The 16,543-nt window shown below is 54.1% G+C and carries 19 protein-coding genes, 1 rRNA gene and 2 pseudogenes; 12 read left to right on the top strand and 10 right to left on the bottom strand.

All coding sequences use genetic code 11. From position 1 onward, the window contains the following. Positions 1-18 precede the first annotated feature (18 nt). The 7 genes from O3300_RS26050 to O3300_RS26020 all read right to left on the bottom strand — a co-directional run bounded on the left by O3300_RS26050 (position 19) and on the right by O3300_RS26020 (position 6,024). Positions 19-288, bottom strand: coding sequence for an HPr family phosphocarrier protein (locus tag O3300_RS26050; protein WP_034749416.1), 270 nt, complete (start codon positions 286-288; stop codon positions 19-21). 92 nt (positions 289-380) lie between these two features. Then, positions 381-785, bottom strand: coding sequence for a PTS sugar transporter subunit IIA (locus tag O3300_RS26045; RefSeq protein WP_035824452.1), 405 nt, complete (start codon positions 783-785; stop codon positions 381-383). A gap of 14 nt (positions 786-799) precedes the next feature. Then, positions 800-1,756 (bottom strand): glutathione synthase, encoded by a 957-nt coding sequence (gshB, locus tag O3300_RS26040; RefSeq protein ID WP_305054534.1) that lies wholly within the window; start codon positions 1,754-1,756, stop codon positions 800-802. Positions 1,757-1,853: 97 nt separating this feature from the next. Further along, positions 1,854-3,152 (bottom strand): glutamate--cysteine ligase, encoded by a 1,299-nt coding sequence (gshA, locus tag O3300_RS26035; RefSeq protein ID WP_077399358.1) that lies wholly within the window; start codon positions 3,150-3,152, stop codon positions 1,854-1,856. A 204-nt stretch (positions 3,153-3,356) separates the two neighbouring features. Beyond that, complete coding sequence (locus O3300_RS26030; RefSeq protein ID WP_305054533.1) at positions 3,357-4,895, bottom strand: ammonium transporter; 1,539 nt, start codon at positions 4,893-4,895, stop codon at positions 3,357-3,359. Between the two features lie 11 nt (positions 4,896-4,906). Beyond that, positions 4,907-5,245 carry a P-II family nitrogen regulator gene (locus O3300_RS26025; RefSeq protein ID WP_010393464.1) on the bottom strand — a complete coding sequence of 113 codons (339 nt, stop codon included), beginning with the start codon at positions 5,243-5,245 and terminating at the stop codon, positions 4,907-4,909. 11 nt (positions 5,246-5,256) lie between these two features. Further along, complete coding sequence (locus O3300_RS26020; RefSeq protein ID WP_305054532.1) at positions 5,257-6,024, bottom strand: TorF family putative porin; 768 nt, start codon at positions 6,022-6,024, stop codon at positions 5,257-5,259. Between the two features lie 269 nt (positions 6,025-6,293). Between O3300_RS26020 and O3300_RS26015 the strand changes: the two genes are divergently transcribed. The 7 genes and pseudogenes from O3300_RS26015 to O3300_RS25990 all read left to right on the top strand — a co-directional run bounded on the left by O3300_RS26015 (position 6,294) and on the right by O3300_RS25990 (position 11,390). Then, positions 6,294-6,542, top strand: coding sequence for an accessory factor UbiK family protein (locus O3300_RS26015; RefSeq protein WP_035824443.1), 249 nt, complete (start codon positions 6,294-6,296; stop codon positions 6,540-6,542). Positions 6,543-6,656: 114 nt separating this feature from the next. Further along, positions 6,657-6,755: pseudogene (locus tag O3300_RS28440) on the top strand (magnesium chelatase subunit ChlI); the annotation flags it as partial. A gap of 21 nt (positions 6,756-6,776) precedes the next feature. Further along, the gene (locus tag O3300_RS26010) at positions 6,777-8,378 is read left to right on the top strand and encodes a recombinase family protein (RefSeq protein WP_305054531.1); all 1,602 of its coding nucleotides are present in this window, start codon (positions 6,777-6,779) and stop codon (positions 8,376-8,378) included. A 446-nt stretch (positions 8,379-8,824) separates the two neighbouring features. After that, positions 8,825-9,043, top strand: coding sequence for a hypothetical protein (locus O3300_RS26005; RefSeq protein WP_305054530.1), 219 nt, complete (start codon positions 8,825-8,827; stop codon positions 9,041-9,043). Beyond that, on the top strand, positions 9,040-9,288 hold the full coding sequence (locus tag O3300_RS26000; RefSeq protein ID WP_305054529.1) for a hypothetical protein: 249 nt from the start codon (positions 9,040-9,042) through the stop codon (positions 9,286-9,288). The genes O3300_RS26005 and O3300_RS26000 overlap by 4 nt, the downstream gene beginning before the upstream one ends. Beyond that, positions 9,254-10,603, top strand: coding sequence for a primase-helicase family protein (locus tag O3300_RS25995; protein WP_305054528.1), 1,350 nt, complete (start codon positions 9,254-9,256; stop codon positions 10,601-10,603). The genes O3300_RS26000 and O3300_RS25995 overlap by 35 nt, the downstream gene beginning before the upstream one ends. Before the next feature lie 253 nt (positions 10,604-10,856). Next, positions 10,857-11,390 carry a hypothetical protein gene (locus tag O3300_RS25990; RefSeq protein ID WP_305054527.1) on the top strand — a complete coding sequence of 178 codons (534 nt, stop codon included), beginning with the start codon at positions 10,857-10,859 and terminating at the stop codon, positions 11,388-11,390. A gap of 30 nt (positions 11,391-11,420) precedes the next feature. On the opposite strand, the gene O3300_RS25985 is transcribed toward O3300_RS25990, so the two are convergent. Further along, on the bottom strand, positions 11,421-12,176 hold the full coding sequence (locus O3300_RS25985; RefSeq protein ID WP_305054526.1) for a hypothetical protein: 756 nt from the start codon (positions 12,174-12,176) through the stop codon (positions 11,421-11,423). 205 nt (positions 12,177-12,381) lie between these two features. Here O3300_RS25985 and O3300_RS25980 point away from each other — a divergent pair, with 205 nt between their 5' ends. Next, positions 12,382-12,621, top strand: a complete 240-nt coding sequence (locus O3300_RS25980) for a helix-turn-helix domain-containing protein (RefSeq protein WP_305054525.1) — start codon at positions 12,382-12,384, stop codon at positions 12,619-12,621. A gap of 134 nt (positions 12,622-12,755) precedes the next feature. After that, positions 12,756-13,322 (top strand): recombinase family protein, encoded by a 567-nt coding sequence (locus tag O3300_RS25975; protein WP_305054524.1) that lies wholly within the window; start codon positions 12,756-12,758, stop codon positions 13,320-13,322. A 5-nt stretch (positions 13,323-13,327) separates the two neighbouring features. Here the strand turns inward: O3300_RS25975 and O3300_RS25970 are convergent, their stop codons facing one another. Further along, positions 13,328-13,630 carry a hypothetical protein gene (locus tag O3300_RS25970; RefSeq protein WP_305054523.1) on the bottom strand — a complete coding sequence of 101 codons (303 nt, stop codon included), beginning with the start codon at positions 13,628-13,630 and terminating at the stop codon, positions 13,328-13,330. A gap of 167 nt (positions 13,631-13,797) precedes the next feature. Between O3300_RS25970 and O3300_RS25965 the strand changes: the two are divergent. The 3 genes and pseudogenes from O3300_RS25965 to O3300_RS25955 all read left to right on the top strand — a co-directional run. Next, positions 13,798-15,231, top strand: a pseudogene (locus tag O3300_RS25965) (YifB family Mg chelatase-like AAA ATPase); the annotation flags it as partial. A 64-nt stretch (positions 15,232-15,295) separates the two neighbouring features. Beyond that, on the top strand, positions 15,296-15,841 hold the full coding sequence (locus O3300_RS25960; RefSeq protein WP_305054522.1) for a hypothetical protein: 546 nt from the start codon (positions 15,296-15,298) through the stop codon (positions 15,839-15,841). 180 nt (positions 15,842-16,021) lie between these two features. Continuing rightward, entirely contained in the window at positions 16,022-16,366 is a 345-nt protein-coding gene (locus O3300_RS25955; protein ID WP_071325465.1) for a DUF1840 domain-containing protein, read from the top strand. A 61-nt stretch (positions 16,367-16,427) separates the two neighbouring features. Here O3300_RS25955 and rrf read toward each other — a convergent pair. Continuing rightward, positions 16,428-16,540 (bottom strand): 5S ribosomal RNA (gene rrf, locus O3300_RS25950). Between the last annotated feature and the right edge of the window lie 3 nt (positions 16,541-16,543).

Raw genomic sequence — 16,543 nt, 5'->3', positions numbered from 1 at the left:
GGCTGCGTTCGGCGGGCATTACTCGCCTTCGCCAAACCTGTCATTAATCAGGGCGGTGAGCGCATCGACACATGCCTGCTCATCATCGCCCTCGGCTTCCAGGGTCACTTTTGCGCCCTTGCCGGCGGCCAGCATCATCACGCCCATGATGGACTTGGCGTTGATGCGGCGCGCGTTGCGGGTCAGCCAGACGTCGCTCTTGAACTTGGCGGCGAGCTGGGTAAATTTGGCGGAGGCGCGTGCGTGCAATCCCAGCTTGTTGATGATTTCGAGTTCTCTTTGAATCATTTTTGTATGGTCTCTATCCCTGAATGCACTACGCTGATGACAATCTTGGCCTATAAAAACCGCCGCCTTCAGGGCGGCGGCCATGCACTTCCTTATTCTCCCACGCGGATGCGGTTATCGACGCGCACGGCGCCGCTTTGCGCACCGGCCAGCGCCATCTCCACCACCACGTCGAGCGTGTCGCGGCGATACGTGATGGCGCGCAGCAGCATCGGCAGGCTGATGCCGGCGATGACTTCCACGCGCCCCGCATCGGCCAGTTTATTGCAGCAGTTCGACGGCGTGCCGCCCTTCACGTCGGTAATCACCAGCACGCCGGAGCCATCGTCGAGGCGGCAGATGGCGTCCGACGCCAGCTTTTGCACTTCCGCCAGGTCCTGGTCGGCGACGACGTCGATGGCTTCAAACCGTTCCGTTGGCCCCCGAAACACATGCGCGCAGGCGGCGATGAAGGCCTGTCCCAGCGGTGCATGTGTCATGAGCAAAATCCCTACCATAGTCATTTCACCTTCTAGCGCTGCTGCGCTTGCGCAACGCCATGCTCGACGGCGTCGACAAACATGGCCGCCACGTCAAAGCCCGTCTGCTGCATGATTTCCTGGAAGCAAGTCGGGCTGGTGACATTGACTTCCGTCAGATAGTCGCCGATCACGTCCAATCCTACCAGCATCAGGCCACGCGCGGCCAGGATCGGGCCCAGCTTTTCCGCGATTTCCAGGTCGCGCGCCGTCAATGGCTGCGCCACGCCCGTGCCGCCGGCGGCCAGGTTGCCCCGCACTTCCCCCGCCTGCGGGATGCGCGCCAGCGAAAACGGCACCGGCTTGCCGCCGATGACGAGGATGCGCTTGTCGCCCTTGACGATGTCGGGAATAAACCGCTGCGCCATGATGGTCTGCGCGCCATTCTCGCTCAGGGTCTCGATGATGGCGCCCAGGTTCAGGCCATCGGCCTTGACGCGGAAGATGCCCGTGCCACCCATGCCGTCGAGCGGCTTGAAGATGACGTCCTGGTGCTTGGCGTGGAAAGCGCGCAGGCGCGCTTCGTTCGACGTCACCAGGGTCGGCGAGGTGAATTCGGAAAACTGGGCAATGGCCAGCTTTTCATTGTTGTCGCGGATGGCGGACGGCTTGTTGAAGACGTGCGCGCCCTGCTTTTCCGCCAGTTCCAGCAGATACGTACCGTACACGTACTCCATGTCGAACGGCGGGTCCTTGCGCTCGATGATGGCGTCCAGGGCCGACAGGCGCACTTCTTCGGTGGAAACGACCTTGTACCAGTCGTGCTCGTCGCCCGTCAGCTCGATATGTTTCACCAGTGCCGTGACGATGCCCTCTTCCAGCGCCATGTCCTTCTGTTCGAAGGCGTACACGGCGTGGCCGCGTTTGGCCGCCTCGCGCATCATGGCGAAGGTGGAATCTTTGTAAGTCTTGAAGCCTGCCAGCGGGTCGGCAAGGAATGCAATTTTCATGGTGCGTCCAATCGGGGAGCCTGGATAAGGAATGCTTGATTCTAGCCGAGATCGCCGGGCGCGGTAGTCACCGCGCCCGGCAAGCCACAGGGATGGATCAATACACCTCGGGATTCGGGTCCGTGCGCTCCATTTCCAGCGACGCGGCCAGCAAGGCCAGGCGCGCCACCACGCCATACACATAGAAGCGGTTCGGCGCGGCCGTGCCCGGCTTGGCCTTCAAGTCCGGCACGGCATGCTGCTGGGCAAATGCCAGCGGCACGTACTGCGAGCCGGGCGCGTTCAGGTTCTGGTCCACGCCCTTTTCCGCGTGCACGCGGTAGAAACCGCCCACCACATAGCGGTCGATCATGTACACGACCGGCTCGGCCACGGCATCCTTGATGCTTTCAAAGGTCGGCACGCCTTCCTGGATGATGACATCGGTGACAACCTTGCCGTCCTTGACAATGGACATCTTGTCGCGCTGCTTGCGCGACAGGTCACGCACTTCGCTGGCGTCGCGCACCGTCATGATGCCCGTGCCATACGTGCCCGCATCGGGCTTGACGATGACGAAGGGCTTTTCCTTGATGCCGTATTCCTTGTATTTCTTGCGGATCTTGGCCAGCAGCACGTCGACGCTGGCGGCCAGCGCATCTTCGCCCTCGCCTTCCTGGAAGTTCACGTCGCTGCACTTGGCGTGGAAGGGGTTGAGCATCCACGGGTCGACATCGATCATCTTGCCGAATTTCTTCACCACTTCATCGTAGGCCGTGTAGTGGTTGCTCTTGCGGCGCAAGGCCCAGCCCGCATGCAAGGGCGGCAGCAGGCTTTGCTCATGAATATTTTGCAAGATATCGGGAATGCCGTCCGACAAGTCGTTATTCAGCAGAATCGTGCACGGGTCGAAATCCTTCAAGCCCAGGCGGCGGCCATTGTTCAGGCGCACGAGGGGCTCGATGACGAGCATGTTGCCATCTGGCAACGCCAACGGTGTCGGCTGGGTGATGTCGGGCGACCACGAGCCGAAGCGCACGTGCAGCCCCGTCTGGCGGAATATCTGCATCAGGCGCGCCACGTTCTGCAGGTATTGCGGCGTGGTGTTGTGCAATTCCGGCACGATCAGCAGGTTGCGGGCATCCGGGCAATACTTGTCGATGGCGGCCATGGCCGCCTGCACGGACAAGGGCAGCATTTCCGTCGCCAGGTTGTGGAAACCGCCAGGGAACAGATTGGTATCGACGGGCGCCAGCTTGTAGCCCGCATTACGCAAGTCTACCGAGCAATAGAAGGGCGGCGTGTGCTCTTGCCACTCCATGCGAAACCAGCGCTCAATGGCCGGCGTCGCGGCCAGAATCTTTTTTTCGAGGTCGAGCAGCGGTCCGGTCAGGGCCGTGACGAGATGGGGAACCATAGTTACATCCTTAAATTATGTGCAGTATTCAAAAAAGCACACAGAACTGCCGACTATATTACCGTGTAAGTACCCCAAATCGGGGCAAAAGCCTTGTTTTAAAGACCTTTTCCATTCCCACAACGAAAAAAAGGCACCTCAATGAGGCGCCTTTTCCAGCAGGACATGCCGCGCCGGGGCGCTGGCATGCCAGATAATTGCTATTTAGCCATGATACGCTTGCTCGCCGTGGCTGGTGATATCGAGGCCTTCGCGCTCTTCTTCTTCCGGTACGCGCAGGCCGATGACGATGTCGACCAGTTTATAGGCAACGAGGGAAACCAGGGCCGACCAGAGGATGGTGGTGCCGACCGCTTGCGCCTGCACCCACACCTGGTGGCCGATCGAGTACGGATCCGCCGACATCTTGTTGGTGACATAGTCGAAGATGCCCTGGCCGCCCAGTTGTGGTGCAGCAAACACACCCGTCAGCAAGGCACCCAGGATACCGCCCACGCCATGCACGCCGAATACGTCGAGCGAATCGTCGGCGCCGATCAGGCGTTTCAGGCCATTCACGCCCCACAGGCAGACGACGCCGGCCAGCAAGCCGATGACGAGGCCGCCCATCGGGCCGACAAAGCCGGCCGCCGGGGTGATCGCCACCAGGCCAGCCACGGCGCCGGACGCGCCACCGAGCATGGAAGGCTTGCCCTTGGAAATCCATTCGCCAAACACCCACGACAGGGTGGCGGCGGCCGTTGCCAGCAAGGTATTGACGAAGGCCAAAGCCGCCACGTCGCCCGCTTCCAGCGAGGAACCGGCATTGAAACCGAACCAGCCCACCCACAGCAGCGAAGCGCCGATCATGGTCATCGTCAGCGAGTGCGGCGCCATCGATTCGCGGCCGTAACCGACGCGCTTGCCGATCATGATGGCCCCCACCAGGCCGGCGACAGCGGCGTTGATGTGCACCACGGTGCCGCCGGCGAAGTCCAGCGCGCCTTTTTGCCAGATCCAACCCGCCTTCAAGGCTTCGCTGGCCGAGGTGGCGGCATTGGTGATCAGGTCAGGACCGGTCCAGAACCACACCATGTGGGCCGCTGGCAGGTAGGCAAACGTGAACCACAGCACGACGAAGGCCAGCACGGCGGCAAACTTGGCGCGCTCGGCAAAGGCGCCGACGATCAGCGCGCATGTGATGGCGGCAAACGTGCCCTGGAAAGCGACGAAGACGAACTCGGGAATGACGACGCCCTTGCTGAAGGTGGCGGCGGCGGCAAACGTGCCCTTGGCCGGATCCCAGATGCCGTTCAGGAACAGGCGGTCGAAGCCACCGAAGAAGGCGGTTTTTTCCGTGAAGGCAATCGAGTAGCCGTAGATGCACCACAGGACGATGACCAGCGCGAACACCATGAACACCTGCATCAGCACCGACAGCATGTTTTTCGAACGCACCAGGCCGCCGTAGAACAGGGCCAGGCCGGGGATCGTCATCAAGATCACCAGCAAGGTGCTGATCATCATGAAACTGGTGTCGCCCTTGTTGGCAACGGGCGCGGCGGCTGGCGCGGCAACGGCCGGGGCCGGAGCGGCGGCAGCCGGTGCGGCTGCGTCAGGCACGGGCGTCACGGCCGGAGCGGCGACGGCCGCGGTCGTGGCAGCCTCCGTCTTGGCGGGCGCATCGGCAAAGCTCGGCGTGGCGACACCAAACGCACACAGACAGGCTATCCCGGCTAGCAATTTTGTTATATTTTTATGCATCAATATTCCCCTTAGAGCGCTTCGTTGCCGGTTTCACCGGTACGGATGCGGATGACCTGTTCCAGGTTGTAGACGAAAATCTTGCCATCACCGATTTTACCGGTACGCGCGGCGCCTTCGATCGCTTCGATGGCCTGGTCGACAATGGCGTCATCGACGGCCGCTTCGATCTTGGTTTTTGGCAAGAAATCAACGACATACTCGGCGCCACGGTAGAGTTCCGTGTGACCTTTCTGGCGGCCGAAACCCTTGACTTCCGTGACGGTAATGCCTTGCACATTGATAGCCGACAAAGCTTCGCGTACTTCGTCCAGTTTGAACGGTTTAATGATTGCAGTAATCATTTTCATGGCTGTCTCGCTTAAAAGGTTTTCGATACGGTCAGCACGAGACCGGATTTCGCCAGATTCTTGCCATTCGGTGCCAGCGATACGATATTGGCCTTGACGACCGCCAGGGCAACGGTCGCCATGCCGAAGTCCTTGGTCACGCCGATCTTGTAATCGCTGTAGCTGAGGGAATCGTTGTGTTCTACCTTCTGGCGCCCGGCGTGCAGATTCAAGATGTAACCGTCGTGCACCTCGACGTTGGCACCCACGTCGAGGTAGCCGCTGTTCTTGCTGTCGGCCACGCCGAACAGATTGGTGGTCGAATGCGAGTACTTGATGTACGCGGGGCCATAGCCCAGCTGGCCATACAGCTCGAAGGTGTTGGCATTGGTGCTCAGTCCATTCGATGGGTAGAAGTAGTACAGGCCGCCCACGTCATAGGTAAAATCCTTGCTGATCTCGCCCCGCCTGCCGCCGTAGATATCCCATTCCAGATTGGTATCGCCGCCGCCGTCCTTGATCCATTTGATACTCGACAGCCAGGTGCCCACATACAGGCCCGTCGGGTTATGGGTATAGTCGGCACCGCCGCTGATGGCCGGGTTCAAGCGGCTTTGCGAGATGCCGCGGTAACGGTAGTCGCTGGTCAGCGCCACGTTGTAGCTCACCACGTTATCAGGTACCGCTTCGGCCGCAGCAGGCGCCGCCACTGCATCCTGGGCCATGGCGCTACCGCACAAGGCGGTCATGGCCAGCGTCAACGCTGCAGCTAAAGTCATGTTCTTGGACAGATTCTTCATGGCGATTCCCTTTTATTGAACTTTTAAAGCGGTTGAGGTTTAAAATCTTGGCTGGAGATCACAAAGCGTTCATACCTTCTTTAGCAGAATACGTGCCAGCTCTATTGCCACCTTGACAGGTGCATTTCCGTCCATACATACCCTGCACACGGCCAGGAATGCGGCAACGGACTGCTGAAGCACAATGAAGCGCCCAGTTTCGCACCAGATTAACGCCGCTGTGCACCGCAATGGTGCGATGCACAGGCCGCACCATAAAAGGACTGACCATGGACATGAATACCTTCTTTAACGACTTGCAGGGCAAGATCCATCAAGCCATCGAAAACTCGCCGGCCAAGGATATCGAGAAAAATGTGAAATCGATGATGACCCAGGGCTTCGCCCGCCTCGATCTCGTCACGCGCGAGGAATTCGATATCCAGGCGCAAGTGCTGGCCAAGACCCGTGCCAAACTGGATGCACTGGAATTGCGTCTGATCGAACTGGAAACGCGCCTGAACGATCCAAAAGCCTGAACCGCTGCTGCACGCAGGGCGCCGTAATCGGCGACCTTGCTGGCATACCTCAAGCCTCACACCTTTTCAAGCGCTAGACTGATCCTGCCCGCGTCCGCGCTACAGGGGAGTCTGATGAGCCTGGCCGTCCTGAAAAGCCGCGCCCTGGCCGGCATGGAGGCGCCCGAGGTAAGTGTCGAAGTCCACCTTGCCAATGGCTTGCCTTCGTTTACAAAGGACGGCTAGAATACACCAATGCACAAAGCCTATTCATATATAAGATTCTCGTCCTCTGAACAACGCAAGGGCCGTAGTGAGCCAAGGCAGCTTGAAGAGTGCGCCATCTACTGCGCCAAACACAATCTATCTTTGGTTCAAAGCGAGGAGTACACCTTCCTTGACCGTGGCAAATCAGGGTTCAAGGCCGAACACCTCGGAGAAAACGGACAACTCGCCCGCTTCCTACGCCTCGTCAAAGACGGCTCAATCCCTCCAGGCTCCACCCTGATAGTAGAAAACTTAGATCGCCTCAGCAGGGAGCATGTCAAGCACGCCCTACCGCGTTTCATCGACCTCCTGAACGCAAACATCAATGTTGTCACGCTAACTGACGGTAAGGTGTACACCAGCGAATTTTCAGAGCTTGATCTAATTATGTCGATCTTCATAATGACGCGAGCGCACGGGGAAAGCTTGAGGAAGTCCGGCCTTCTGGGTGATGCATGGCGCAAGAAGAAGGAAAATGCCGCCGCCGACCTTACCCCCCTTGGCAACAATGCCCCCCTTTGGATCACCTACACCAAGGTAGGGGGTTATGCCTTGCACCCCGAGCGAGCAGAACTTGTGCGCCGCATCTTTCAACTATCTATAGACGGCAGAGGAAGAGGCTCGATTGCCAAGATACTGAATGGGGAAGGCATCCCAGCGTTTAAGGGGGGATCATGGGCGACTACCAGCATCAACCGCTTACTATCTAATAGAGCAGTCCTTGGCGAATATCAGCCCCGCACAGGATCAGGCAAGGCTCGTACACCGTCTGGCAATGCTATCCCCGGCTTTTTCCCCGCAGCTATCGAAGAGTCATTATTCGACCGAGCACAAGAGGCCAGTACAGGCCGCTACATCAACCGGTCAACCAAGCAATCTAAAAACTTCAATGTTTGGTCAGGTGTTGCGCTGTGCACTAAGTGCCAGTCATCTATGCACATGGTCAGTAAAGGCTTGCCGCCAAAAGGTTACACGTACCTCACTTGCCAAGGCACCCGCAAGGGCATATGTGACGCCAAGAGCGTGAGACTGGACGAATCAGAACTCGTATTCCGTGAAATACTCGCCAAGGTTGGCAATCAGTCCTTAGTTCAAGCCAACGCCTCCAAGTTAGAACATGACTTGCAGGCAGTAAGGGGCAAACTTCTAGCGGAGCAAGACAAGCTACAAGACCTAGCAACGGCACTTGACTCGTTCCCATCAGCTCGTGGCGCGCAGTCATTACAGAAGCAAGAGCAGGTCATTGCAGCCCTGATTGATGAACGTAACACCCTCGCCGCTTCCTTGGCGGCTGACACTATCATTGACAAGGAAGCGTTCTTCGCCGATCTGGACTTAGTGAGTTATGAAGGCAGAGCGCAAGCTAACGCCCTCCTAAAGCGCCTCAAGATTGTTGTGGCGATTAGGAAAGGTTGCGGGGACAGCAGGGATACTACAGGCTACGGAATCTTCCGGAGCAACAAGCTAATTCTTGCCTATATGCAACTTGACAGCAACGTTATTGCACCTATCGACTACATAGAGGAATTAGACGAACGCATACGGTTACAGGATGCACAGAAGGAACCTTATCCGATTGTGGACTTCTAAAGCCTTGCATAGGCACACAACCAAGAAAGTTGTGATATTTTAAACAACATTACACTTCCCACTCGGACGAATCAGATATGGTTTAGTACCCCACGCCCCACAGCCCAAATTAGCCGTAAAAGAGCCTCAAAAGTGCCACTTATCCCTTATAAAACAGCCTTTAAGACGTTCTTTTGGGAGAGTTGGCACCTACCTAGCCAAACCATATTTGGCGCTAATCTTCGCTGCAACGCCATAGAGAAAGCGCCTTACAGAATATTTTATAAATAAGAATCATTCTCATTTTGTTTAATGAGTATGCTTGTATTCTATTTTTAAAATCTGGCACGAGGCTTGCTTGTTTGCCCTATTGACAAGAAGACACGATTATGGTATAATGCTAACTCAATAAAGGAATAATAAGTACCCCAATGAAAACTATATCATATTTTTAAAAAGGAAGCAACATGATTCAACCAATTGACATCACCATCGCCCGACTGCATGCCCTTCACCTTGAAGGCATAGGCGCAAAAGAGATTGCCACCGTTTTAAACACCGAAGGCCACCGAACGTTACGCGGAGTTAAATTTACACAATTCGTCATCAACAAGCTTCTGTGCAATTTCCGCCTCAACGCCCCCTCCAGGTACACAGTGGCCTTCAAAAGAGCAACCGCATCATGACAAATCGACCGACCACGATCCCTCATACCCAGCGCCAGACCTGCCAGAACGCCGCAGGGCAAGCATTGCAACGCTCTTACATCTACTTACTACCATCTACTTGGATCATGCTGAAAACTCTGTGTGAGAGCGCTGCTATGCCATCTTCAAAACTGATCGAACAACTGATTCTTACCGCCGCTTCCGGCAACCTATTGAACAAGGATATCAATGACCGTGCCAAACCTAACCCTAGTAACGCCTGAAACGCCAGCACCAACACCGCCTAATAAACCAAGCCCCGCCGACAAGATCACCCTTGCCGCCTATGTTGCAACTCTCAAAGCTCGCGGATTCTGCAAGCTTGATGATGCCTCATCCAACTACACCCGCCTATTCAACCGTTTCAACGGTAAACCCTTGCCCCTATCATTCATTGACAACGATTTTTCCCGCTGGCTATTCGTGAACAAGCAAAAGTGCTCCTATCGTTCGCCGTCCTACATCACCTACACTTTGCCTCACGTAGTCGGTACTAAGTTTGTACCTGTCGATACTGAGTTTTTTACAGAACCACAAACGGAATGTTTGTATGTCAATACGTATCGCAAGTACACACCAACGACAGACAGCGCCAGCGTTTCCCCTTTGTTTTTGGAATACTTAGAACGCCTCGCTCCCGATCCAGCAGAGCGCCACATATTTACACAATGGCTTTCTCACATATTCCAGTACCCCCAAGAACGCCCATCGTGGCACGTAATGCTATGCAGCGATGTAGGTACAGGCAAAGGCTTCCTTGTGGAGTCAATCCTTCATCCCTTACTACATCACACCAGTGTGGTAAGCAGCTTTTCCAAAGTGATGGGGCAGTTTTCTACGATGCTTGAAGATAACTTGCTGGTGCTGCTTGACGATCCCGCGCAAGGATCGGACGACACCCAAACCAAACTTAAAAGCTTACTATCAGAGGAACGGGCTTACACGGAACGCAAGCACCAACAAGGTGGAATGGTGCGAACTTACACACGGTTCATGCTCGCCAGCAACGACGACCGCCCTTTGCACCTTGCCGAAAATGAAAGACGTTGGTACTCACCCGCCCCGTTAATTCATCGACACGACAAAGAAGAAACGCAAAGATTCATTAAGACATTGGCTGACTGGCTTGCGCTACCTGGCTCATTGTGCGCTGTACACAATTGGTTTATGTCTTACTCCCTTGAAGGATTCAATCCGAAGCACATCGACCAAAGCGCTAACCTAAAAAGCATGATTGGAATGTCTGCGGATATCCACTCGCAATTCCTAAATAACTACATATTAGAACACGTTGTGTTCACTCACTCGGAATTAATGGATGCCTACGACACCGAGAAGATGCAGCGCCCGAACTCCCGGCAAGTGCCGCACCTGTTACGTGAAGCCGGTTATGTAAATGCAAGACCACGTATCGACGGAAAGCTAACAAGTTTGTGCCACCCGATCAATATGAAATTAGACGAAATTAGAGTAGCGCATAAGCGCCAATGGGAACCTGCTGAAAGCCACACCACAGCAACGCCATCAGCGCCATTCTGATCACCCCAAGAGGGATTTGATCACCCCATGATCACCCTAATGATCACCCCATGAATTACCATATTATCATTTAAAAACAGTAGCTTATACTTTCTGATCACCCTGATCACACCAAGCACTATATTCTTACTTAATACGAAGTACATGTTTTTCTGTACTGAAGTTTAGCCATTCCTCAGCAATGCCCTGCGGCCCATCTCGGCCCTTTCCCAAATATTAAAACTCAATTTCAAATCACTTGAAGGATATTCCTATGTCTAAACGCTTTGCATCTATTTCCGAAGGCGACGCCGCCCAATTTCTCGCAACACTTAATGTTCTTCCCTGCCAGTCCTTCTCACCAGACTTTCAAACTGAGTTCACGGACAAACGTGGATTCACTGGAACATATCTACCGGACTTCAAACACACATGCAGTGTCACCGGGAAAGTTACATTCTTTGAAACCAAGTTTTCAGTATTGAACTCCAAGCAGTCGCACGAGGCATCCGAAAAAAAACTTCGTGCGCAGTATCGTTATCGCTTCGGCAGCGATGCAGACCTAAAATACCATGAAGTAAGCAAAGCATTGTGGAACTCTAAATGGCGTAGCGATTGCCTCTTACATGCTTTCAACCACAGCCTGACCAAGCACCTGCTAATCCAAAAAACTCTTGGCCGCGAGAATTACATTATTATTTTCGGCAATAATTTACCCGAAGAAATATCTAACAAATACACAAAAAGAGGACTTAACTTCATGCACATTTCTGAAATTTCCAATTATCTAAAATGCACAAATACTTGAAAACATAAAAATATTCAATCAAATCAAATACTATAGCTTATCAGCCATTTCCTTAATATTTTCATTTGATTTTGATTCATTTTTTTTCATATATTCTTGAGTGGCGACTATAACCTGCCCGTAATCTCGAATCTTCCCATCAATTTGACGTTCTGCAAATGACTCAAGAAGAATATTTACCTTCTCGCCCATCCACATACTTGTTTCATTAGGCAGGCTTGCACCACTCACCAATCTTATTTCACTCTTTTTTGTCACAGAAGGTATTCCATAGCGCTTAACCAATAAATCATAGACACCGGCATAATCATAAGAGAAAAATTTAACAGAAATTTTCTCAACAATTTTACTATCATTGAAAATAATTTTACCATCACGAAAAGCTTCTACTCCATACCCATAAAATTTTGCCCAAGTGTGATTATCATTGCTGTAAAAAAAATAACACAGCGGCTTTCCAGAATTTTCCCATTTTATAGTATCAATAGCAAAAAAGCTATTGTCATATGTTGGATAATTAGGGCAAATGTTTAAAATGGAAAGTTCTATCTTCTCACCCAATTTCACTGAAAGAAAAGAATTTGGCTCCTTCTCCCAATGAGCTACGACACTTTCCGTTTTCTTTTTCTCTTTTATTTCTAATACAGAGATTTTATCGTAGCATTGCATACGCTTACCACTATCTTTTATAGTGCGACACTCCAATACACTATCGCCATTTTTTTGTGCAATAGCTGGTTCAAATACACAAAACAATACTAAGAAGACCAATATTAATTTATTCACTGTAATTCCTATGGATATGTAAATGAAATCGCACGCAACGCCGTCTCCTCGTAGGATGCACCTTGTTTTTTACTGCCCCACTCGATGCTGAACTTCTGAAGAGCGTATCAAATATGCAATTAATTCTAGTTATTCTCAAGGTGAATGTTAACATAGCTACTCAAACTCTGTAGACCCATAGTCATCAAAAATTCACCCTTACGAGGTGAAAAAAGATACCGATACCACTACTAAAAGAGCGTCGCTTAAAGTCCACTTTGGCCTAACACTTCGCCGCGCCCGCGAAAATTTGAAGCTTTCTCAAGAAGTCCTCGCAGAGAAGGCCGGGCTTCATCGAACTTACATAGGCCAAGTTGAAAGAGGCGAACGGAACATCTCGATTGACAACATGGAGCATCTTGCGGAGGCGGTTGGCATGGAACTATGGGAAATGTTGCGCCCTTAATCTTCTTCTCTATCACAAGGGCAGGGTTCAACGGTCGATAATTGCCAAAGCCAAAAACCTATCAATAGATTGCAAAATATACCCATATGATATATTATCATTGCATCTAGACTCTATTTGTAAAAAGGATTGATATGTCAACCATCTACGGCTACGCAAGAACTTCGACTTCGGATCAACTAGCAGGCTTGGCTGACCAGATCGCAAAATTGAAGGCCGCAGGCTGCGACAATCAATCAATCTTCCAAGAGCAAGTAAGCAGCATGAAGATGGAAGAGCGCACAGAGTTCGCCAAAGTGCTTGCCAAGCTCGTCAAGGGTGATGTGTTGGTGTTCACCTCCCTAAGCCGGGCTGCGCGCTCTATGATCCATATGATGGAAATTGAAGCCCAAGTATCTAAGGCTGGCGCAACAATCCGCATTCTTGACCTGAACTGCGACACAGCCACCCCGAACGGACGCCTAACCTTCAATCTGTTTGCATCCGTCGCTACCTTTGAACGCGAACAAATGCTGGAGAGGCAAGCAGTCGGAATAGCAGCAGCGAAGGCCGAAGGCAAGTACAAGGGCCGCGCACCAACAGCACAGGCCAAGAGCGCCAAAGTGTTAGAACTGGCATCAAAAGGGCTTACGAGGCAAGAAATAGCGGACGCCGCTGGCATCGGGATAGCGTCCGTGTACAGGATTTTGAAAGCCGCCTAGAAAATTCAGCGTTTGTTCGCTATCCATTTCGCCGTTGCCGCACTCAGCATCTCTTGCCAACTTGGATAACTGGTATGTTCAGCAATAAACTCGTCCCACTTATCAACGGGGATCGGCTTTAAGTCTTCATGGCTGTTGACAGTAAAACCGCTAGAGTCAAAAAGTTCCTTTACTGAACCGTACGATGATGCTGCTGAAATGAACTCAGGGGGCAACAGTTCCCCAAAAGGTAATTCCTGGTCGTCCACTGAGGCCAAGAACTTCAGCTTCTCTTGCGCCTCTTTTAACCCCTTAATTTCGAATCCCATATCAAATCCTTTTCGGACGAACGCGTTGAACATCGGAACAACGAACATAACAAGGGAATTGTACTTATTGCATTTTAAATTGGCAACAAAAAGAAATGTGTGGGTGGATTTTAGTACCAATAGAGCAAATCAGCAGGAATTGCGTAAATACTTTTGGTGTTTTTCACCCATCCTTTACGATAGTCGGCCTGCCGGATACGGAAGTGAAGGAGTCGCGCGACCGCGTGCGTGCCGCGTTGCAAAACTGCGGCTTCGAGATGCCGGCGCGGCGCATCACGGCCAATCTGGCGCCGGCAGACTTGCCCAAGGAATCGGGCCGCTTCGACTTGCCCATCGCACTGGGCATCCTGGCCGCCTCCGGCCAGTTGCCGGGCGACCAATTACAGCACTATGAATTCGCGGGCGAACTGTCGCTGTCTGGCCAGTTACGTCCCATCCGCGGCGCCCTGGCCATGACCTTTGCCATGCAGCGCAGCCAGTCAGGCACGCCACGCGCCTTCATCCTGCCGCAGGCGAACGCGGACGAGGCGGCTCTCGTCAGCGATGCCTGCATCTATCCCGCCCACAGCCTGCTCGAGGTCTGCGCGCATTTTGCCAGGCACGCCAGCCAGACTGCCCTGCAACGCCACCAGCCCGTGCTGGCAGCGCACGCTTTTCCCTATCCCGACTTTGCCGACGTGCAAGGGCAGCTGCAGGCGCGACGCGCACTGGAAGTGGCGGCAGCGGGCGGTCACAACGTCCTGATGGTGGGACCACCGGGCGCAGGCAAGACCATGCTGGCCAGCCGCTTCCCCGGCGTGCTGCCGCCCATGAGCGATGACGAGGCGCTGGAATCGGCGGCCGTGCATTCGCTGGGCAGCCACTTCAAGGTGGAACATTGGAAACGGCGGCCCTATCGCGCCCCGCACCAGACGGCGTCCGGCGTAGCCCTGGTGGGCGGCGGCAACGTGCCGCGGCCAGGTGAAATCTCGCTGGCCCACTGCGGTGTGCTGTTTCTCGATGAAATTGCCGAATTCCACCGCCGGGTGCTCGACGTGCTGCGCCAACCCATGGAATCGGGCGTGATCAGCATTTCACGCGCGGCACGCCAGGCCGAGTTTCCTGCCCGTTTTCAATTGATTGCCGCCATGAATCCTTGCCCGTGCGGCTATCTGGGTCACGCTTCCGGTCGTTGCCGCTGTACGCCAGATGCCGTGTTGCGCTATCACAATCGTCTGTCGGGCCCCCTGCTCGACCGTATCGACCTGCAGATTGAAGTGGCCGCCATGCCGCCGACGGCGCTGGGGCGACGTGCAGGCGCCGGCGAAAGTACGCAAGCGATCGCCGCGCGGGTAGCGGCAGCCTATGCCTTGCAACTGGCACGCCAGGGAAAAGCGAACCAGCAGCTGAGTAACACGGAAATCGAACAACATTGTCGCCTGGAACCACATGGCGAACAGTTGTTGCATGGCGCCATGACGCGCCTGCACTGGTCGGCGCGCACCTACCACCGGGTGCTGCGCGTGTCGCGCAGTATCGCGGACTTGGCGGGCAGCCCCGCCATCACGCAACCGCATGTTGCCGAAGCGATCCAGTACCGGCGCGTACTGCGCGAGATATAAGGCAAGCGGTGAACCCCGCACGTGCGCGATTGCGCGTGATTGGCAGCGCTGCTACCATCTGCTGATGAAAAAAACATCACTTGCCCTCTTTCTGGCTACATTCGCGGCCGCCAGCGTCCTGTCCGCCTGCAGTCCGAAATTCGACTGGCGCGACTATCGCAGCCCCGACGCCCAGTTTACGGCCCTGTTTCCGGGCAAGCCGGCCGTGCTGACGCGCGAAATCGATCTCGACGGCAAGAAAGTCAGCCTGACCATGACGGCGAGCGAGGTCGATGGCAATACCTTCGCCATCGGCAGCGCCATGCTCGACAGCGCGGAACAGGCACAAACGGCCCTGCCCGCCATGCAGACAGCCCTGTTGAAAAATATCAATGGTGTCGTGCGCAGCGAGAAATCCGCATCGACGGCCAGCAGCACGGCGGCCGGCAGCCATCAACGCAGCGCGCTGAGCGTCGAAGCGACGGGGACGCAGCAGGGCAAGCCCGTCCTGCTGGTCGGCCGTTTTGTGGCGCAGGACAAACGCATCTTCCAGATCATCATACTCGGTGAAGAAAGCAAGCTGTCGCGTGACACCATCGACACCTTCATGGACTCGGTGAAACTGGATTGAGACTTAACGATCGCTTAAACGGATGTTTTCACGGTAAACACGCTCTTGTAAATACGTGCGTTGTCCAACAGATGGCCCTATCCGGCTTGCAAATGTGCAATCCGGGCAATCGGACGGCCTGTGCGACATTTCAAGTCGTGATATTGTTTCGACACTAACAACAAGTTTCAGAAAGCGCTTATGTTGATCTCATTCAAATCCAAATCCTCCCCAGAAGTGCTGATGTACCAGGAGCATGCCCAGCGCATCCTCGACATCCTGCACAAGAACCCCACGCGCGGCGTCATCACGCCAGCGGAAGCGGGCGATGCCCTGGCCCTGCTGGAAAAAGAAGTCGCGGAAAGCAAACTGCATCCGGAAAATGACATCGAACACGATGCGCATACGCCGGAAACGCTGGAAGACGGCGAAACAGGCGCCCATGCGCGCGCACAAAAAGTGCATTTTTCACAGCGCGCCTATCCCTTGATGGAAATGCTGCGCTCGGCCAAGGCGGAGGGTGAAAGCATCACCTGGGGCATCTGATCCGATGAATGCTGCAGACGAAAAAAAACCCCGCACCTAGCGGGGTTTTTTTATATAACAAGCCTGACGATAACCTACTTTCACACTGGTTGCAGCACTATCATCGGCGCAAAGTTGTTTCACGGTCCTGTTCGGGATGGGAAGGGGTGGGACCAACTTGCTATGGTCATCAGGCAT

The sequence above is a fragment of the Janthinobacterium sp. SUN206 genome, assembly GCF_030587305.1.
In the GTDB taxonomy this organism is placed as follows: Bacteria; Pseudomonadota; Gammaproteobacteria; order Burkholderiales; family Burkholderiaceae_D; genus Janthinobacterium; species Janthinobacterium kumbetense.
The sequence above is the reverse complement of the archived record's forward strand: the minus strand, read 5'-3'. Positions and strand labels throughout refer to the sequence as shown.